Source organism: Pseudomonas sp. GW822-FHT02E03 (assembly GCF_058802325.1).
The window spans coordinates 78537-97058 of sequence record NZ_JBXAOA010000011.1 but is presented as its reverse complement, the minus strand read 5'-3'; the positions used below and the strand labels follow the sequence as shown (position 1 = coordinate 97058).

The 18522-nt window shown below is 61.0% G+C and carries 15 protein-coding genes; 6 read left to right on the top strand and 9 right to left on the bottom strand.

What is annotated here, in order from left to right; genetic code table 11:
- Positions 1–14: 14 nt before the first annotated feature.
- The 3 genes from AC1RQB_RS11210 (at position 15) to AC1RQB_RS11200 (ending at position 5244) form a co-directional block, all read left to right on the top strand.
- Complete coding sequence (locus AC1RQB_RS11210) at positions 15–1424, top strand: MBOAT family O-acyltransferase (RefSeq protein WP_207267301.1); 1410 nt, start codon at positions 15–17, stop codon at positions 1422–1424.
- A complete protein-coding gene (locus AC1RQB_RS11205) occupies positions 1424–2575 on the top strand; it encodes an alginate O-acetyltransferase AlgX-related protein (protein ID WP_063340111.1) in 1152 nt (383 codons plus the stop codon). Before AC1RQB_RS11210 ends, AC1RQB_RS11205 begins: the two co-directional genes overlap by 1 nt.
- A gap of 245 nt (positions 2576–2820) precedes the next feature.
- On the top strand, positions 2821–5244 hold the full coding sequence (locus tag AC1RQB_RS11200; RefSeq protein ID WP_063340112.1) for a glucose/quinate/shikimate family membrane-bound PQQ-dependent dehydrogenase: 2424 nt from the start codon (positions 2821–2823) through the stop codon (positions 5242–5244).
- A gap of 104 nt (positions 5245–5348) precedes the next feature.
- On the opposite strand, the gene pcaG is transcribed toward AC1RQB_RS11200, so the two are convergent.
- The 3 genes from pcaG to pcaQ all read right to left on the bottom strand — a co-directional run bounded on the left by pcaG (position 5349) and on the right by pcaQ (position 7718).
- Complete coding sequence (pcaG, locus tag AC1RQB_RS11195) at positions 5349–5954, bottom strand: protocatechuate 3,4-dioxygenase subunit alpha (RefSeq protein ID WP_063340113.1); 606 nt, start codon at positions 5952–5954, stop codon at positions 5349–5351.
- An 11-nt stretch (positions 5955–5965) separates the two neighbouring features.
- On the bottom strand, positions 5966–6685 hold the full coding sequence (gene pcaH / locus AC1RQB_RS11190) for a protocatechuate 3,4-dioxygenase subunit beta (protein ID WP_063340114.1): 720 nt from the start codon (positions 6683–6685) through the stop codon (positions 5966–5968).
- 103 nt (positions 6686–6788) lie between these two features.
- The gene (gene pcaQ, locus AC1RQB_RS11185) at positions 6789–7718 is read right to left on the bottom strand and encodes a pca operon transcription factor PcaQ (protein ID WP_063340115.1); all 930 of its coding nucleotides are present in this window, start codon (positions 7716–7718) and stop codon (positions 6789–6791) included.
- 247 nt (positions 7719–7965) lie between these two features.
- On the opposite strand from pcaQ, the gene AC1RQB_RS11180 reads away from it, so the two are divergent.
- Positions 7966–9012, top strand: coding sequence for a Rieske 2Fe-2S domain-containing protein (locus tag AC1RQB_RS11180; protein WP_063340116.1), 1047 nt, complete (start codon positions 7966–7968; stop codon positions 9010–9012).
- Positions 9009–9959, top strand: coding sequence for a PDR/VanB family oxidoreductase (locus AC1RQB_RS11175; RefSeq protein WP_063340117.1), 951 nt, complete (start codon positions 9009–9011; stop codon positions 9957–9959). Before AC1RQB_RS11180 ends, AC1RQB_RS11175 begins: the two co-directional genes overlap by 4 nt.
- A gap of 10 nt (positions 9960–9969) precedes the next feature.
- Here AC1RQB_RS11175 and AC1RQB_RS11170 read toward each other — a convergent pair whose 3' ends face one another.
- The 5 genes from AC1RQB_RS11170 to AC1RQB_RS11150 all read right to left on the bottom strand — a co-directional run bounded on the left by AC1RQB_RS11170 (position 9970) and on the right by AC1RQB_RS11150 (position 16438).
- Entirely contained in the window at positions 9970–10683 is a 714-nt protein-coding gene (locus AC1RQB_RS11170) for a GntR family transcriptional regulator (protein ID WP_008073742.1), read from the bottom strand.
- A gap of 83 nt (positions 10684–10766) precedes the next feature.
- Positions 10767–12008: a thiolase family protein gene (locus AC1RQB_RS11165; protein WP_063340118.1), complete on the bottom strand. Its 1242-nt coding sequence runs from the start codon at positions 12006–12008 to the stop codon at positions 10767–10769.
- Positions 12005–13888: a feruloyl-CoA synthase gene (locus AC1RQB_RS11160; protein ID WP_063340435.1), complete on the bottom strand. Its 1884-nt coding sequence runs from the start codon at positions 13886–13888 to the stop codon at positions 12005–12007. The genes AC1RQB_RS11165 and AC1RQB_RS11160 overlap by 4 nt, the downstream gene beginning before the upstream one ends.
- 143 nt (positions 13889–14031) lie before the next feature.
- Positions 14032–15480 (bottom strand): aldehyde dehydrogenase, encoded by a 1449-nt coding sequence (locus AC1RQB_RS11155; RefSeq protein ID WP_063340119.1) that lies wholly within the window; start codon positions 15478–15480, stop codon positions 14032–14034.
- Between the two features lie 127 nt (positions 15481–15607).
- Positions 15608–16438, bottom strand: a complete 831-nt coding sequence (locus AC1RQB_RS11150) for a p-hydroxycinnamoyl CoA hydratase/lyase (protein ID WP_007895816.1) — start codon at positions 16436–16438, stop codon at positions 15608–15610.
- Positions 16439–16650: 212 nt separating this feature from the next.
- On the opposite strand from AC1RQB_RS11150, the gene AC1RQB_RS11145 reads away from it, so the two are divergent.
- A complete protein-coding gene (locus AC1RQB_RS11145; protein ID WP_063340120.1) occupies positions 16651–17139 on the top strand; it encodes a MarR family winged helix-turn-helix transcriptional regulator in 489 nt (162 codons plus the stop codon).
- Between the two features lie 57 nt (positions 17140–17196).
- On the opposite strand, the gene AC1RQB_RS11140 is transcribed toward AC1RQB_RS11145, so the two are convergent.
- On the bottom strand, positions 17197–18507 hold the full coding sequence (locus AC1RQB_RS11140) for an OprD family porin (RefSeq protein WP_063340121.1): 1311 nt from the start codon (positions 18505–18507) through the stop codon (positions 17197–17199).
- Between the last annotated feature and the right edge of the window lie 15 nt (positions 18508–18522).

The following is an 18522-nucleotide window of genomic DNA, read 5'->3' as shown; positions in this document are numbered from 1 at the left end:
ATCGCGCCACCACCATGGTTTTTGCCTCTCTCGAGTTTCTGACGTTGTTCCTGCCGCTGTTCTTGTGCACTTATGCAGTGTGCCCAGCCGCCTGGCGCAACGTCACGCTACTGATCGGCAGCTGGCTGTTCTATGGCTGGTTGAGCCCCCGGTTCCTCGCAGTGCATGTGATGCTGACGATCACGGCGTGGGCCGGCGGCTTGCTGATTGACGCCTTGCGGGAAAAAGGCAAGGGCCGCGTGCGACTACTGGTGATGCTGATCGTGGTCAACACGGCGGTGCTGTGCTGGTACAAGTACGCCAACATCGTCGCCGGCACGTTGATCGATGCCGTCACCTGGTATGGCGCCATGCCGCTGGACTGGCAGCGGGTCATCATGCCGGCGGGGCTATCGTTTATCGTATTGCAGGCGATTTCCTATCTGGTGGATGTACACCGCCGCACCGTGCCGGTCGAACGCAGCTTCATCAATTACGCCACCTATATCTCGATGTTCGGCCACTCGGTCGCCGGCCCCATCATTCGCTATGACTGGGTTCGGCGTGAGCTGAATCAGCGTCACTTCAACCTGCAGAATTTCTCGCTGGGCGCACGCCGGTTCATGGTCGGGATGAGCATGAAGGTGCTGGTGGCCGATACCCTGTCGCCGGTGGTCGATGTGGCGTTCAGTTTGCCAAACCCCAGCTTCTCCGACGCCTGGGTTGGCTGCCTTGCCTATTCCCTGCAACTGTTCTTCGACTTCGCCGGCTACAGTGCCATGGCGATTGGGCTGGGACTGATGCTGGGTTTTCACTTTCCCGAGAACTTCGACCGTCCGTATCTGGCCAACAGCATCCAGGACTTCTGGCGTCGTTGGCACCTGTCGCTGTCCAGTTGGTTACGTGACTATTTGTATATTTCGCTGGGTGGCAATCGCAACGGCATCTGGAAAACCTATCGCAACCTGTTCCTGATCATGGCCATCGCCGGCCTCTGGCACGGTGGCGATAGCTGGAATTATCTGCTGTGGGGCAGCGCCCATGGCATTGCGTTGTGTGTGAATCGTGCCTGGAACAGCTCTACCCTGTCCCCGGTACCGCCGGTGCTTTCCCATGGGCTGACACTGCTGTTCGTTTGCCTGGCCTGGACACTGTTCCGCGCCCCCGATTTTCACAGCGCGCTACGTCTGTATGCCGGACAGTTCGGCCTGCAGGGCATCGCCCTCGGTGATGAACTGTCCGCGACCCTGCGCCCGGTACACGGCCTTGCGGGCTTGCTGGGTGTGTTCGGAATCGTCGCACCGCTGCTGCGCCCTTACTGTGAGAAACAGCTGGGCGGCATTGCGTTTTACACCGCCGCCCTTTGGCCCATCGCCGGTTTAATGCTGTCGTTCGCACTGATCGCCAGTCGCGAAACCGTACCCTTCCTGTACTTCCAATTCTGATGACGAACCTAAAGCACACCCCGCCCCCCACTCCGCCAGATGATCTGGCGACACGCAGCAGTCGGTTGGCAGGCGTGGCGCTGCTGATGTTCCTGTTCGTCGGACTGCTGTCCTCTGGCCGTCTGATTGTCTCAGGGCAAATCTCGCTACCCGATAAAGTGCTGCCCCCGCAGATTCTTGACGGCGATATCACGCATCGGATCGCCAAGGAACTGTCGAACGCTCAACTCCCCACGACCTTCGCCGAGCTGGAGCGCGGTGCCAGTTGGCTGCTCCTCGGTGACACCGGGCCGAGGGTTCGCTCGGGTTGTCCTGAGTGGTTGTTTTTGGCCGATGAGCTCAAGGTCAATGATCAAGCGCAGCGCAATGCCGATGCCAAAGTCCAGGCAGTGATTGATCTGAAGCAGCAGCTCTCCCAACGTGGTATCGGCCTGCTGGTGGTCATCGTTCCAGACAAGAGCCGCATCGCTTCCGGGCAGCGTTGCGCACTGCACCGTCCAGCCGTTCTCGAAGGACGCATTCAGACCTGGGTCTCGAAATTAGATGTGGCTGGCGTGTCGACTCTGGACCTCACCAGTGCGCTGACGCCACTGGGGGCCAGTGCCTGGTTGCGCACCGATACGCACTGGAGCGAATCCGGCGCGAAGGCGGCGGCCGACGCCATCACCCAGCGCCTGAAGACCCTGGGCATCAGCGCAACGCCACGCAGGTCGTTCAACGAAAGTCATGCCCCGCTCGCGGTGCGACCTGGCGATCTGGTCCATCTGGCGGGCATCGACTGGCTGCCGCTCAACTGGCAACCCGCACCCGAAATGGTCGCCCAAACCAGCACCCACGAACTTCCCGTTGCGTCAGCCGACAGCCTTGATACTGAGGCAGACCTCTTTGGCGATGCCGATCTCCCCAACACCGCGCTCATCGGCACCTCATTCTCACGCAACTCCAACTTCGCAGGGTTTCTGCAGCAGGCACTGGGCGCCCCCGTGGGTAACTTCGCCAAAGACGGCGGAGCGTTCTCTGGCGCGGCAAACAGCTACCTCAACAACCCGGCCTTCAAAGAAACGCCGCCCAAGCAAATCATTTGGGAGATCCCGGAGCGGGACCTGCAGACGGCTTACATCGACCCCATTGCCTATTGCTCGTTGCGGTAGGCCAATCGCATCTGGCCGAAGGCAATCTTCGCAAGCTCGCCCCGCGTATTTAGGGTCATTCCTCTCGATTGTTACCAACGCCGCAACAGTGTTTCTCCTTTTCGGTAAATGACAATTTGTCGCAGGGTCTGCTTTTTTTGATATCTTTGCGCAATTAACTAATTAGTTAACAGCTATTTTCAGACTTGCCTTCACTACTCTTAACCCTCCCCACAAACGTTCATGCGCCAGTAGGATCATGCAACATGACTAAGTCTCGACCTTCGGCATCCGTCAGCCGCTGGCCCATCTGGGTCGTCGCCTTCGGTGTGCTGGTATTTGGATTATTCTTCGCAACGGGTGGTGGCTACCTCGCCACGCTGGGTGGCAGCTGGTACTTCCTGCTCGCCGGTTTCGGTTTGATCGTCTCTGCCGTACTGCTCTTCAAGCAGCGTCTGCAAGGTGCCTGGCTGTTCGCGGCGGTGATGGTGCTGACCGTGATTTGGGCGCTGGCCGATGTCGGACTGAATTTCTGGCCACTGATCTCTCGCTTGTTCGCCTTGGGCGTGCTGAGCCTGTTTGTGGCACTGATCTACCCCCACCTGCGCAAGGCCAATAGCCTGGCCAGCGGTCGCAGTGGCTACGCTCTGAGCGGTGTGCTGGCAATCGCCGTGGTTGCAGGTGGAGCCGGTATGTTCGTCCCCCATGCCCCTGTCTCGCCGACCGGTGACGGCCCAGGCCTGACAACGGTCGACCCTGCCAAGGCCCAGAAAAACTGGGAACACTACGGTAACGACGAAGGTGGCAGCCGCTTCGCCGCTCTGGACCAGATCAACCGTAGCAACGTCTCGAAGCTGGTGCCGGCATGGACCTACAATACCGGGGACATCGCGATCAGCGACGGCAATGGCGCCGAAGATCAGATGACTCCGCTGCAGGTTGGCGACAAGGTGTTCATCTGCACCCCGCACAACAACCTCATCGCACTGGATGCCGATACCGGTAAACAGCTGTGGAAAAATGAGATCAACGCCAAGACCCGTGTTTGGCAACGTTGCCGCGGTGTCGCCTACTTCGACGCTACCGCCGCGCTCGCCCAGCCTGCTGACGGCAGCACACCTGTAAAGCCAGTGTCGATACCGGCCGGCGCCAACTGCCAGCGCCGTCTGCTGACCAACACCATCGATGCGCGCCTGATCGCAGTGGACGCCGACACAGGGGAGTTCTGCCAGGGCTTCGGTAACAATGGCCAGGTTGATCTGAAAGCCGGTCTCGGCGACGTCCCTGACTCCTATTACCAGCTGTCGTCGGCACCGCTGATGGCCGGGACCACCGTGGTCGTAGGCGGCCGTGTCGCCGACAACGTCCAGACCGACATGCCAGGTGGCGTGATCCGTGGTTTCGACGTCGTCACCGGCGAGATGCGCTGGGCATTCGACCCGGGCAACCCCGAAGACAAGCAAGCTCCGGCTGCCGGCAGCACGTACGTGCGCAGCACCCCCAACAGTTGGGCACCGATGTCTTACGACCCGGCGATGAACACCGTGTTCTTGCCGATGGGTAGTTCGTCCACCGACATCTACGGTGTGGAACGTACGGCACTGAACCACAAGTACGGCGCTTCCGTTCTTGCACTGAACGCAACCACTGGCGAAGAAAAGTGGGTCTACCAAACCGTCCACAACGACCTGTGGGACTTCGACCTGCCCATGCAGCCAAGCCTGATCGACTTCACCAAAGCTGACGGCAGCAAGGTGCCCGCCGTCGTGATCGGCACCAAAGCCGGGCAGATCTTCGTGCTTGACCGCGCCACCGGCAAACCGCTGACCAAGGTGGAAGAGGTTCCGGTCAAAACGTCGAACATCCCGAACGAACCTTACTCGCTGACTCAGCCGAAATCGGTGGGCATGCCAGAGATCGGCGCACAGACGCTGACCGAGTCGGACATGTGGGGGGCGACGCCGTTCGATCAACTGCTCTGCCGTATCTCGTTCAAGAAAATGCGTTACGACGGGCTGTACACCGCACCAGGCACCGATATCTCGCTGAGCTTCCCGGGTTCGCTGGGAGGGATGAACTGGGGCGGTATCTCGACTGACCCGGTACACGGTTTTATCTTCGTCAACGACATGCGTCTGGGTCTGTGGATCCAGATGATTGCGGCGAAGAAAGATGCCAAGGCTTCTTCCGGTGGTGAAGCACTGAACACCGGCATGGGCGCGGTACCGCTCAAAGGCACCCCGTATGCAGTGAACAAGAACCGCTTCCTGTCGGTCGCCGGTATCCCTTGCCAGGCACCGCCCTTTGGCACACTGACCGCGATCGACATGAAAACCCAGAAAGTCGCGTGGCAAGTGCCGGTTGGCACCGTCCAGGATACTGGCCCATTGGGTATCAAGATGCATCTGCCGTTGCCGATCGGCATGCCGACGCTGGGTGGTACGCTCTCCACCCAGGGCGGCCTGGTGTTCATCGCCGGTACACAGGACTACTACCTGCGCGCCTTCAACTCCGCCAACGGAAAAGAGGCCTGGAAAGCCCGGCTACCCGTGGGTAGCCAGGGTGGCCCGATGACGTATGTGTCGCCGAAAACAGGCAAGCAGTACGTTGTCATCACCGCAGGTGGTGCGCGTCAGTCGCCCGATCGCGGCGATTATGTGATCGCTTACGCGCTGCCTGATAGCCAGTAACCCCGTAACACCTGAAAGCCGCTGCCGCCCTGTGAAGGTGGCAGCGGCTTTTTGTTGTCTGCACGCTTGGCTCGTTGAACTCACTGACTCGGCACTAAGCGGATTTAAAAATCGAAGAACACCGTTTCACCCTCCCCCTGAATACGTATGTCAAAACGATAAGCCGCCTTGCCATCCACCTCGCAACGTTGCGCTATCAGCGTTTCTCGACGCTGCGGTTGCTCGATCAGATCAAGCACCGGGCACTTCGCGTTGGCTTGTGGCTCATCGGCAAAGTACAACCGGGTTTGCAGGTGAATATTGATCCCGCGGGCAAACAGCGACACATTGATGTGCGGCGCCATCGGCACCCCGGCGGCATTCTTCACCACGCCAGGCTTGATGGTATTGAGTGTCCACTCCCCTGCATCGAAGGTGGTGGCGGTTCGGCCAAAGCTGTTGAAGGTTTTTTCCGAGTCGAAGACCGGGTCGTAAACCCCTTCATGATTGGCCTGCCAAAACTCCAGAAATGAGTCTCGCACCAAGTGACCGTTGCCGTCATAGACATGACCGATCAGCAAAATCTGTTCGCCCTCGGCACCCGGCTTGGCCATCTGATTCCAGATTTCCTCCGGCCGTGTCGGGTTGCCGGCAGCCGCCAGGGCCAGACCGATATGTACGTAAGGGCCGGCTGTTTGCGAAGGGGTTTCGGGTAGCAGTTCGATAGGCATGGACGGACTCCTCAGCAGTTTTCGAAGTGGGTCTTGCGCTGGCCACGCAGCACGATGTCGAAGCGATAGGCCAGGCAATCCATCGGATTGGCATTACCCATGTCGAGCCGGGCGATCAGGCTCTGTACCGCCTCTGGATTGGCGATCGACTTGACGATCGGGCACATCGGGATCAGCGGATCGCCTTCGAAATACAGCTGGGTGATCAGGCGCGAGGCAATCGATGGCCCACTGATAGAGAAGTGGATGTGCGCCGGACGCCACTCATTCGGGCCGTTACGCCATGGGTAAGGACCCGGCTTGATGGTGCGGAAGCTGTAGTAGCCATCGCGGTCGGTCAGAGCCCGGCCGACACCGCCGAAATTCGGGTCCAGTGGTGCCAGGTAACGATCATTCTTGTGCCGGTAGCGACCACCGGCGTTGGCCTGCCACATCTCCACCAGGGTATGTGGGATTGGCTTGCCATATTGATCACAGACCCGGCCGGAAACGATGATGCGCTCGCCCACCGGCAAACCGCCGTTGTTGAAATTTAGCAGCAAGTCGTTATCGAACCGCCCCATCTTCAGGTGAGAGAAATCAGGGCCACTGGTTTCGCTGGCCGACTGGGGAATGCTCACCAAGGCTTGGCGTGGAGAACGGGCGACAGAGGTTTTGTAATCAGGGGTCAGGGCTTTGGGGTGCCAATTACGGTCACGAATAACGAAACGACTGCTGTCTGCATCAGACATGTCGATCTCCTGTTGTTTGATTTATGGAGCACTGCCTGCGCAGTTTCAAACAACAGAAGGCTGGGGAATATTGAAAAGCCACCTTCAATACATAACCAAACGGTTATGGATAAAGCCCTTCGCGATACGCCTGCCCTACCTCGCGCAGCACCTCGACACACCACTGGGCCGCCAGGGACAAGGGCAAGCTGGCGTTACTGGAAATCCCCACCGAACCACCCGGTTCGCGCTGCCCCAGATTGATCTCAAACAGTTCGCCGCTTGCCAGATCCAGGCGCACTGCATCCAGTGGCGCGATCCAGATCGCCTCGCTGGACAACACATAACGACGGCTCAGGGCCACGGACAAGGTTTCCAGACGCTGCCGCGACTGGCTGATGCCGCATTGCACGAACAGGCTGTCGGCATATTTGCGAATCGTCGTCCCTGCCAGTGGCAGCACCAGCGGGAAATCTTCCAGGGCGCCACGCTCCAGTGGCTCGGCCAGCAAGGGATGATCGGGGCGCACCACCAGCGTCATGGATTCACTGTACAGATGCTCGAAGGTCAGTCCCTGAATCTCCGGGCTATCGGTCATACGACCGACCACCAGGTCCACGTCGCCCACCCGCAACTGCGACAACAAATAGGCGCTTGGCCCGGTCACCACACTCACCACCAGTGCCGAATGGCGCTCGTGCAAGCGCCGTACAACCTCAGGCACCAGCAAGCTTTCCACTGTCGACAACACGCCGAGTCGAACCTTGCCCGCCGCGTATTCGCCACCGCGCAAGGTATTCACCCCATCACGCAGCGCCTGCACCGAAGGCCCGGCATAACGCAAAAAGGCAACCCCGGCTTCGGTCAGGTTCACACCACTTTTACTGCGTATAAACAGGCTTGCCGCCAGCAGCTCCTCCAGCTCCTTAAGCGTCTTCGACATCGCTGGCTGACTCACTGCCAAGGTATCCGCCGCCCGCGCCAGGCTGCCCTGACGAGCCATTTCAAGAAAGCACACGAGGTGACGGAATTTGATGCGGGTGTCGATGTTCACTACGGAGCCCCGTGAAGTTGCCTCGATGGCGTCGAAACGTTTGCAGGCGATCTTAGCGTGCGCTCAATTTCCTGGCGACCGGATGGTGCTGGATTTCAGAGATTCCCGCCGGAACTGATCCGGGAGCGCTCACAAACCTACAATGGATCCACTAAATCATTAACAAGCAGAATTAATTTGACAATACCGCCAAAAATCACCACTAATGGATCCACTAAATAACAACAAACAACCTTGGAGAATCTCCATGTACCCCAAGAACACCTGGTACGTCGCCTGCACGCCCGATGAAATCGCCGAAAAGCCGCTGGGCCGCCAGATCTGTGGTGAAAAGATGGTTTTTTACCGCGGGCTCGAGGGCAAGGTGGCGGCTGTCGAGGACTTCTGCCCCCATCGCGGCGCGCCGCTGTCCTTGGGCTACGTGGAAAACGGCAATCTGGTGTGCGGCTATCACGGACTGGTGATGGGGTGCGACGGCAAGACCGTGGAAATGCCCGGGCAGCGGGTTCGCGGTTTCCCGTGCAACAAGACATTCGCCGTGGTCGAGCGCTATGGCTTTATCTGGGTCTGGCCCGGCGATCAGGCGTTGGCCGACCCGGCGCTGATCCATCATCTGGAATGGGCGGTCAGTGACGAGTGGGCCTATGGCGGCGGCCTGTTCCACATCCAGTGCGACTACCGCCTGATGATCGACAACCTGATGGACCTGACTCATGAAACCTACGTTCATGCGTCCAGCATCGGCCAAAAGGAAATCGACGAAGCGCCGCCGGTGACCACGGTCGACGGCGACGAGGTGGTCACTGCCCGCCACATGGAAAACATCATGCCCCCGCCCTTCTGGCGCATGGCCCTGCGCGGCAACAACCTGGCCGACGATGTGCCGGTGGACCGCTGGCAGATCTGCCGCTTCACCCCACCCAGCCATGTGCTGATCGAAGTCGGCGTGGCCCATGCCGGCCATGGCGGTTATCACGCTCCCCGGCAGTTCAAGGCGTCGAGCATCGTCGTCGACTTCATCACGCCGCAAACCGAGACCTCGATCTGGTACTTCTGGGGCATGGCGCGCAATTTCAATCCGCAGGATGAAGCCTTGACCGCGAGCATTCGCGAGGGACAGGGCAAGATTTTCAGCGAGGACCTGGAGATGCTCGAACGCCAGCAACAGAACCTGCTCAGCCATCCCGCGCGCAACTTGCTCAAGCTCAATATCGACGCTGGCGGCGTGCAGTCGCGTCGCATTCTGGAGCGCCTGATCGCCAAGGAACGGGCCACGCAGGAGTCAATGGCATGATCGAAGTGCTGGTGGTATCGCGCAACAACGAAGCCCAAGACATCTGCAGCTACGAGCTGGCCAGTGTCGATGACCGACCGCTGCCAGCCTTCAGCGCCGGTGCGCATATCGATGTGCACCTGCCCGGCGGCTTGATCCGGCAATATTCCCTGTGCAATCACCCCGAAGAACGCCATCGCTACCTGATCGGCGTGCTCAAGGACCCAACCTCCCGGGGCGGTTCACTGGCCATGCACGAGCAGATCCACCCCGGCACGCGCCTGCCGATCAGTGAACCGCGCAACCTGTTCCCGCTGGTCCATGAGGCCAGGCGCAGTCTGCTGTTTGCGGGCGGTATCGGAATCACGCCGATCCTGTGCATGGCCGAGCGACTGGCCCACAGCGGCGCGGATTTCGAGCTGCATTACTGCGCCCGATCACGGGACCGTGCAGCCTTTGTCGAACACCTGCAACACTCGCCTTTTGCCCACAGAGTATTCCTGCATTTCGATCAGGAACCCGACACCGCGCTGGACACGGCCAAGGTTCTGGCCACGCCTCAGAGCGACGTTCATTTATATGTGTGTGGCCCCGGCGGCTTCATGCAGCACGTGTTGGACACGGCCAAGAAGCAGGGCTGGCACGAGCAATGCCTGCACCGCGAGTACTTCGCCGCTGTGCCCGTCGACACTGGCGCCGATGGCAGTTTCTCGATCAAGGTCGCCAGCAGCGGTCAGGTCTTCGAGGTGCCGGCCGACAAGAGCGTGGTGCAAGTGCTACAAGACCAGGGCATCGAGATCGCCATTTCCTGCGAACAGGGCATTTGTGGCACTTGCCTGACTCGGGTTCTGGAGGGCGTGCCGGAACATCGCGACCTGTTCCTCACCGAGGATGAACAGACTTGCAACGACCAGTTCACCCCTTGCTGCTCGCGCTCGAAAACGCCGCTGCTGGTGCTGGATATCTGATAAACCGCGCTTATTCCGAGCGGAGAATGACCTTCATCCGCTCGTCAGCCTTCGCTGAGCCGAAGACCTCGGCATAGCGCAACGTGGCATTGGCGTGTTCGCGCATGATCGATTCGGCACGCGCGCCCTGGCGATTGACCAAGGCATCGAACACCGAATGGTGTTGCATGTGGGCATAGTTGAAGCGTCGGTATTCCCGGACCATGTCGTTGCGGTCCACAGCCAGGGCGGTCACCGAAGCGAAGGGTAAATGATCGTTGCGTGCCAGTGCGTCGGCGATCGCCGGGTTATGGCTGCCTTCGACGATCACCTCGTGAAAACGCATGTTGAGGTCGTGATAGACCTCCAGGTCTTCTATGGTCACGTACCCTTTGTCGAACAGCTGATCACCCTGCACCAGGCATTGTTCGAGGGTCGCCCGGGCTTCGTCCGAGAGCCCGCGCTCGGCGGTCTGGCGCGCCGCCAGGCCTTCGAGTACACCCCGCACTTCGACCGCACCGGCAATGTCATCGGGGCTGACCGAACGCACCTGAAACCCACGCCCGCCAAAGCGCACCAGCAAGCCTTCCTGCTCCAGCGTGCGGAACGCCATGCGCACCGGCATCCGCGAGACGCCAAACAGCTGCGCCGTGGGGATTTCCATCAACCGCTCGCCCGCCGCCAGCTCGCCCGAGGCGATCATCTTGCGCAATGCGACCAGCACCGTTTGACCGGGCTTACTCATCCAGGCAACTTCCAGAAAGGTGGGCCTGCATAGTAACGCAAGATAGTGACGCCAGGTTTGGGCAGAGGTCGCGGCGTTCTGCCTCAGCCTTGATAGGCCGGGTTCTCGATCAGCAGCGCCATGCCCTGTCCGCCGCCGACACAGGCGGCGGCTATGCCATAACGCAGATTGCCCTCGCGCAGTTGCCTGGCCAAGGTCAGCACCAGACGCAATCCACTGGCGGCCAAGGGATGCCCCAGGGCGATTGAGCCGCCCCGCCGGTTGAGCCGGTCGCCGTCCAGTTCCAGCACCTGCGCTACGGCCAGCACCTGAGCCGCCTGGGCTTCGTTGATTTCCAGCAAGCCGATGTCGCCAAGAGCCAGCCCGCTGCGTTGCAGCAGCAACTGGATAGCGGGTGCAGGTCCAATGCCCATGAACTCCGGAGCCACGCCCACCACGGAACTGGCCAGCAAATGAGCCAACACCGGACGCCGCGCCGCAGAAGCTCGCCCCACCAGCGCGGCCGCCGCGCCATCGACCACCGCGCAACTGTTGCCGGCCGTTTGCACACCGCCGGCATGCACCGCCCGCAATCGGCGCAAGGCGTCCAGATCTGTAGGCCGTGGATGGCTGTCGCGCGTCACGCGGTCCACGCCCCGTGGCAACAGAATACTTCGTGGCTGATAGCCGGCCAGATCAAAACACTCATTGTCGACCGCCACCAATTCCGGTTCGAACCAGCCGTCGGCTTGCGCCTGCAACGCCAGTTGATGACTGCCGAGCGCGTAGCGATCCACCTCTTCACGGCTCAGGCCATGCCGCCGGGCCAGGTTGTCGGCGGTGGTGATCATGTCTACGCCTGGGGCCGGGTCGTAGAGGGCTTCCCAGAGAAAGTCCTTGAACGCCACCTCGGCACCGAGCCGGAAACCGCTGCGGTGGGTGTAGGCGGCAATCGGGTTGCGCGACATCGATTCGGCCGCCACACACAGGGCCAGCTGCACGCCGTCATCCAGCTGCCTGGCGGCCTGCCGCAAGAGTTCGAAACCGGTGGCGCAGATGCGCTGCACCCCCAGCGCCGGAGTCTCTTGCGGCACGCCACTATAAAGGCCGATATGTCGAGGCAGCAGGTAAGCATCGAAACTGGCCTGAGCCACGGAGCCGGCGAGCACGCTGTCCACCGAGGACGGATCGACAGCGGCGCGGGCCAATACCTCGCGCCCGACCTTGATCCCCAGATCGATCGGCGAGACTTGAGCCAAGGCCCCGCCGAGGTCGACCCAAGGCGTGCGCAGGGCTTCGTAAATGGCGACATCGCCAAAGCTCGAATACTGCCCCGTGCCGCTCACGGCAGAGGCCCGGCACGCAGGATGGAAGGTTCCTCGCCGCGATACAGCGCCTCGACCTTGTCGGCGCGCCACTGCAACACCGCACGCTGGTTGATCGAGCCCTTGTCGGTGATTTCACCACGGTCGATGGAAGCAGGTTCGTCGAGCAGCGCGATCCATTCCAGGCGGCTGGCATTACCGGTGGCGTCACGGTTGAGCCGTTGCAGCCAATCGCTGAACCACTGACGCACCGGCGCGCTGGCCAGAACCTCGGCATCGCTGGCGTGGACACTCAAACCGGCCAGACGTCGGCATTCAAACAACCGGGGAAAGACCAGCGCCCCCAGGCACTCGCGGTCCGGCGCAGCCACCACCAGGTCCTGAACATAAGGAGAACCTTCGAGCACCGCGCGATTGCGCAGCGGGCCGACGCTGACAAACACGCCGGAACTGAGTTTGAAGTCCTCGGCAATGCGCCCGTCGAACATCAGTCCCAGTTGCGGATCACGGGCGTCAGCCAGTTTCAGCGCATCGCCGGAACAGTAGAAACCCTGTTCGTCGAACACCTCGGCGGTCTGCTGCGGCGCACGCCAGTAGCCCGGCATGATATGCGGCCCGCGAAAACGTCCTTCCAGCTTGCCGTCCACCGGTACCAGCCGCACTTCGCAACCGGGAGCCGGCAGGCCAATGTAACCGGCCATGGACAGTGGCCCGGTGGTGAACGTGCAGGACGGGGCCGCCTCGGTCATGCCGAGTCCGGCCATCATGCGAATGCGTTCGCCACAATGCTGTTCGGCGACCCGGTCCAGGCGATCCCAGACCCGTTGCGACAAACCGGCGGCAGCGAAAAAGAACAGCTTCATGCGCGAGAAGAAACGCTCGCGCAACTCGCCGTCCTGCTCCAGGGCGTTGACCAGTTCTTCCCAGCCCTTGGGCACGGTCAGGTAGGCGGTGGGCGATATTTCCTTGAGGTTGCGCAGTGTTTCAGCAAAACCCTGTACGGTCGGCTTGCCGTCATCCAGGTAAAAAGTGCCGCCGTTGTACAGCACGATGCCGACGTTGTGGCTGCCGCCGAAGGTGTGATTCCACGGCAGCCAGTCCACCAGCACCGGGGGTTCTTCGCCGAACACCGGGAAGGTTTGCAACAACATCTGCTGGTTGGCGCAGAGCATGCGCTGGGTGGTGACCACCGCCTTGGGCAATTTGGTCGAACCTGAGGTAAACAGAAATTTGGCGATGCTGTCCGGCCCGGTAGCCGTGAAGGCACAATCGGCCTCGGCACCGCCGGGCTGTTCCAGCAGGCTGGCAAAGCTCACCTGATTGCGCCCAGGAATTTGACCGCGCACGGTGATCAGCGGCGTTTCGGCCGGCAGCATCGCATCGATCGCCCGCTGATAGGCTGCGGCGTCGCTGACGAACACCAGGCCCGGCTGCAGCAGATTGCAGACATGCCGCAGCTTGGCGAAATCCTGGGACAACAACGAATAGGCCGGGGAAATCGGGCTATAGGGAATGCCGGCGTACATCGCGCCCAGGGCAATCTGCAAATGCTCGATGTCGTTGCCCGAGAGGATCGCCAGCGGTCGCTCGGCCGACAGGCCATAACTCAGCAGGCTCTGGGCAATGGCACGGACGCTGGTCAGCATCTCGGCGTAACTCACCCGGCGCCAGTCACCGCCCTCCTGGCGAGCCGCGATAAAGGTCTGTTGCGGGCGCACCCGGGCCCAATGCACCAGGCGATCGAGCAAACGGACGGGCAACTTGGCCAAGGGTTCCAGGGAGCGCATATGCACTATGCCCTGCTCTTCGCTGACCTCGATCGCAGGACGGCCGATGGATACCTGCCGATAGCGCGGCGCACTGGCTTTGGTCTGAGGTGGCGATCTGAATTCGGAACTCACGTGCTTGTTCTCCATCAAGGCACGCCACCGGTCCGCTGCAAAGCGGTTAACTGGGGCATGGCAGCCTTGTTATTGTTATGTCTGGCCTGCGCGCGGGCGACGATCGCTCTCAAGCGTGCGTCGCCCGACGCGGCGACAACTGCTCAGATCGGGTAATGCCGCGGGCCGTTCTGCAAGGTCACCCAGCGCAATTGGGTGAAGTGCTCGATGGACGCCTTGCCGCCAAAACTGCCATAACCGCTGGACTTGACCCCGCCGAAAGGCATCTGCGCCTCGTCGTGCACGGTCGGACCATTGATATGGCAGATGCCCGACTCGACTCGCTGAGCCAAGGCCAGAGCGCGGCCGGTGTCGCGGCTGAAGATCGCCGCCGACAGGCCGAATTCGGAATCGTTGGCCAGGCGCAGCAGATCTTCGTCGCCCTCACCGCGCAGCACCACCGCCACCGGGCCAAAGGACTCTTCGCGGTACAGACGCATGGCATCCGTGACACCGTCGAGCAAGGTCGGCTGCAAAATACTGCCCGCAAGCTGGCCACCCGTGACCAGGGTTGCGCCGTTGTCGAGGGCATCGTCGATCAGCAGTTTGATCCGTTCGCCAGCGTTGCTGTCCACCAGGGAACCAAGCACCGAACCTTCGGCGTTGGGGTTACCGGCGGGCAAGGTGGCGATCTTCGCCGCCAGTTTGGCGACAAAGGCATCGGCCACTTTGGCATCAACGATCAGGCGCTCGGTAGACATGCAAATCTGCCCCTGATTAAAGAAAGCGCCGAAGGCTGCGGCCTCCACCGCTGCATCCAGGTCGGCATCCTCCAGCACCAGGAACGGCGCCTTGCCGCCCAGTTCCAGCAACGCCGGTTTGAGATGACGCGCCGACAATTCACCAACGATGCGCCCGACATGGGTCGAGCCGGTGAAGTTGACCCGACGCACCGCCGGGTTGGCGATCAACCGCTCGACAATCGCCGCGGCATCCTGGGGCGCGTTGCTGATGACGTTGACCACGCCATCACCGAGGCCGGCGTCCTGCAACACCTGGCCGATCAGCCGGTGCACCGCCGGGCTCAGTTCCGACGCCTTGAGCACCACGGTGTTGCCGCAGGCCAACGGCATGGCGATAGCGCGTGTAGCGAGGATGACCGGGGCGTTCCAGGGCGCGATGCCCAGCACCACGCCGCACGGTTGACGCAGGGCCATGGCGAAGCTGCCGCGTACATCGGAGGGAATGACTTCGCCGGTGATCTGGGTGGTCATGGATGCCGCTTCACGCAGCATGTTCGACGCCAGATGCACATTGAAACCGTACCAGTTGGCCATGGCACCGGTCTCGCCGGCGGCGGCGATGAATTCCGCGCTGCGGGCCTGCAACTGCTCGGCCGCACGCAGCAACCGGGTGCGTCGTTCATTGGGGGCCAGGGCCGCCCAGGTGGGGAATGCCGCTTTGGCCGCAGCCACCGCGGCGTCGGCATCTTCCAGGGTGGCAGCGGCAACCCGCGACACGATTTCGCCGGTCACCGGATTACGCCGTTCGAAGGTTCGACCGTCTCGGGCGGGGCGCGACTGGCCGCCAATCAGCAGGGGCACATCCAGCATGGTGATTCCTCTTTATTGTCTTTATCGGGAATACAGTCGAGGGTTCACAGTAGCGCCTGGGCGCCGGGGCGAACAGCTGGCGGACGCTCGATCGCCCAGCCAGCTCGCCTTGATCTCAACGCGGGGTTCAGCGTTTGTAAGCCTGCAGACCGGGCTTGATGCTCTTGTCGTCGAGGAACTGCTTCATGCCCTGCTCGCGGCCACCTTCGGTGTCCAGCAGGCGCGACTGATCGAGCTTGGCGTAGAGGTAATCTTCGTTCTGCTCCCAGGTCAGTTCACGGCAACGCTTGAAGCCGTGCTTGGCCGCCCGCAGCACCACCGGGTTTTTCTCCAGCAGGTTACGCGCCAGCTCGATCGTCACTTCACGCAGTTGCGCCAGGGGTACGCTTTCGTTGACCAGGCCCATCTCGGCGGCTTTCTGCCCGCCAAAGGTTTTGCCGGTCATGATGTAGTACAGCGACTGGCGATGGCCCACGGTGTCGGCCATGGCCTTGCTCACCAGGTTGCCTGGCGGGATGCCCCAGTTGATTTCCGACAGGCCGAAAGTCGCTTCATCGGCGCAGATCGCCAAATCGCAGGCCACCAGCGGGCTGAAACCGCCACCGAAGCACCAGCCGTTGACCATGGCGATGGTCGGCTTGGCGTACATGCGCAGCAGTTTCCATTGCCATTGAGAGGCTTCGCGGCGGATTTTTTCCTGAAGAATTTCCGGGCCGGCGTCCACTTCGCGGAAGTATTCCTTGAGATCCATACCCGCGGTCCAGGCTTCACCCGCCCCCGTCAGCACCAGTACACCGGCGTCTGGATCCTGCTCCAGGGTTTCCAGAACGTCGATCATCTCGCGGTTCAGGGTCGGGCTCATGGCGTTGCGTTTTTCCGGGCGATTGAGGATGACCCAGGCAATGCCTTCCTCGATTTCCACTTTGACCGTTGTCCAGCGACCTTCGTAATTGCTCATGGCGTTGCTCTCTTGTTCTTGGCTTGACGATGGGTAAAAACTAAACTCCAATATTAGTTATGTCAATTAACTATTAATTAAATTAACCGAATATTTTTTGTCCCTAAAACAGGCGCAACGCCCGGAGATCTGAAAGAGGTCATGGCTATCCCCGGCCAATCTCGGCAAACTAGATAGTCTTCTTAACCGCCAGCCTGAGGATTCCCCCTGCAATGGCCAAGTCTTCCAAGATTGCCGCCGCCCCCGAGGCCCCTGCCGACAGCGCCGAAACCCAGGCGCCGCTGGATTCCGCCCTGGACGATCTGATCGGTTACGCCATGCGCCGAGCGCAGCTGAAACTGTTCCAGAACCTCATTGGCCGGCTCTCGGCCCATGACTTGCGACCGGCGCAGTTCTCGGCCCTGGCGATCATCGACCAGAATCCCGGGCTGATGCAGGCCGACCTGGCCAAGGCCTTGACCATCGAGCCACCGCAAGTGGTGCCACTGCTGAACAAACTGGAAAGCCGGGCACTGGCTGTGCGGGTGCGCTGCAAACCGGACAAGCGCTCCTACGGGATTTTCCTCAGCAAGACCGGCGAAGCCCTGCTCAAGGAGCTGAAACTGATCGCGGCCGAGAGCGACATGGATGCAACGTCCAACCTCGACAGCCAGGAACGCGAAGAACTGCTCAGGTTGTTGAAAAAGGTCTACCAGGCCTGAAGCGCCAACGCCGGCGCGCTCCAGGGGAACGGCCGGCCTCGTGACAGGTAAAACGACTTACCAGATCGGTACGGTGTAGAGCACCAGAAAGCGGGTCTGGTTTTCATCGCGAAACGCTGCGCCAGCGGGGAAGTCATTGCGATAGATCGACTTGCGCGCCATCAGCCCGACGTTCTTCAGCGGACCGCTCTGGATGACATACCCCAGCTCCATCTGGAATTCTCGCTCCTTGCGGTCGTCGGCATTCAGCGCCGTCAGCTCGATATGGTCACCGCGCACATAACGTAGCCGGCTCTTCAGCCCGGGCACCCCGACGGCGGCAAAGTCATAGTCGTACATCGCTTGCCAGGTCCGCTCCTTGGCATTGAGGAAGTCCGAACTCATGGTCAGCTCACTCATGCCCATCAACTCGGTGCCCGACACATAAGGCGTTGCTGTGTCGCCACTGGCGTGCATATAGCCCAGGCTCAGGCGATGACCGCCAAAGCGATAGCCGAACAGCGCCGACAGGTTTTGGTTATCCACCTTGCCGGCCTTGGCGCTGCCATCTTCGTCACTGAAAAAACTGCGCAGATCGGTGGTCAGCGTGCCCTCGCCCACCTGCAGATTGTGCAGCAAGGCCAGGGTGTTCTGCTGGTACAGGTCCGCCACTTCGGCGTGATAGGCACGCAGACTGAGGTCCTTGTTCACCTGATAATCGCCGCCGACATAGGCCATGTGCGATGAAGTGGCCGCGCCGTTGAAACGCCGGTTCGGGGAGGCGATGCTCATCGGCTGGTAGTTAGTGGAATCACGCTTGTTGATGCGATCGATGTAGCCCGTGTTGAAGGTCAGTCCGTCGATGTCCTTGGAACTGAGGGTGGTGCCGCGAAAAGTCTGCGGCAGCAGCCGTGACGGGCTGGCGAAAGCGAACGGCAGGAAAATCGATACATCACCGGTCTTCACTGTGGTCTGGGCAAAACGCATCTTGGCGGTCATGGCCAGGCGCGAATATTCGTCCGCCGCGCGCTTGTCACTGGCGGACACCGGCAGCAACTCAGTACCGCTGCGGTCCGGCGACGAGTCCAGCTTCACCCCCATCAGCCCGCGGGCATCCAGGCCGAAGCCGACAGTCCCCGGGGTAAAGCCCGACTCCACATTCATGATGAAACCCTGAGCCCATTCCCTGGCCGCGGTTTTCGCCCCGTCATCCTTGTAGTCGCGATCCAGGTAGTAATTGCGCAAGGTCAAGGTGCCGTGGCTGTCGTCGATAAAGCCTTCAGCCAGCGCCGGGGTGGCAATCACACTCAAGCCCAACAGGACCAGGCGGGGTGCGCGAACAGGTAAGGCTGAAGTCGCCGCAAGGGCGTTCCAAGGGAGCTTTGGCATGTTCGATGTCCACTT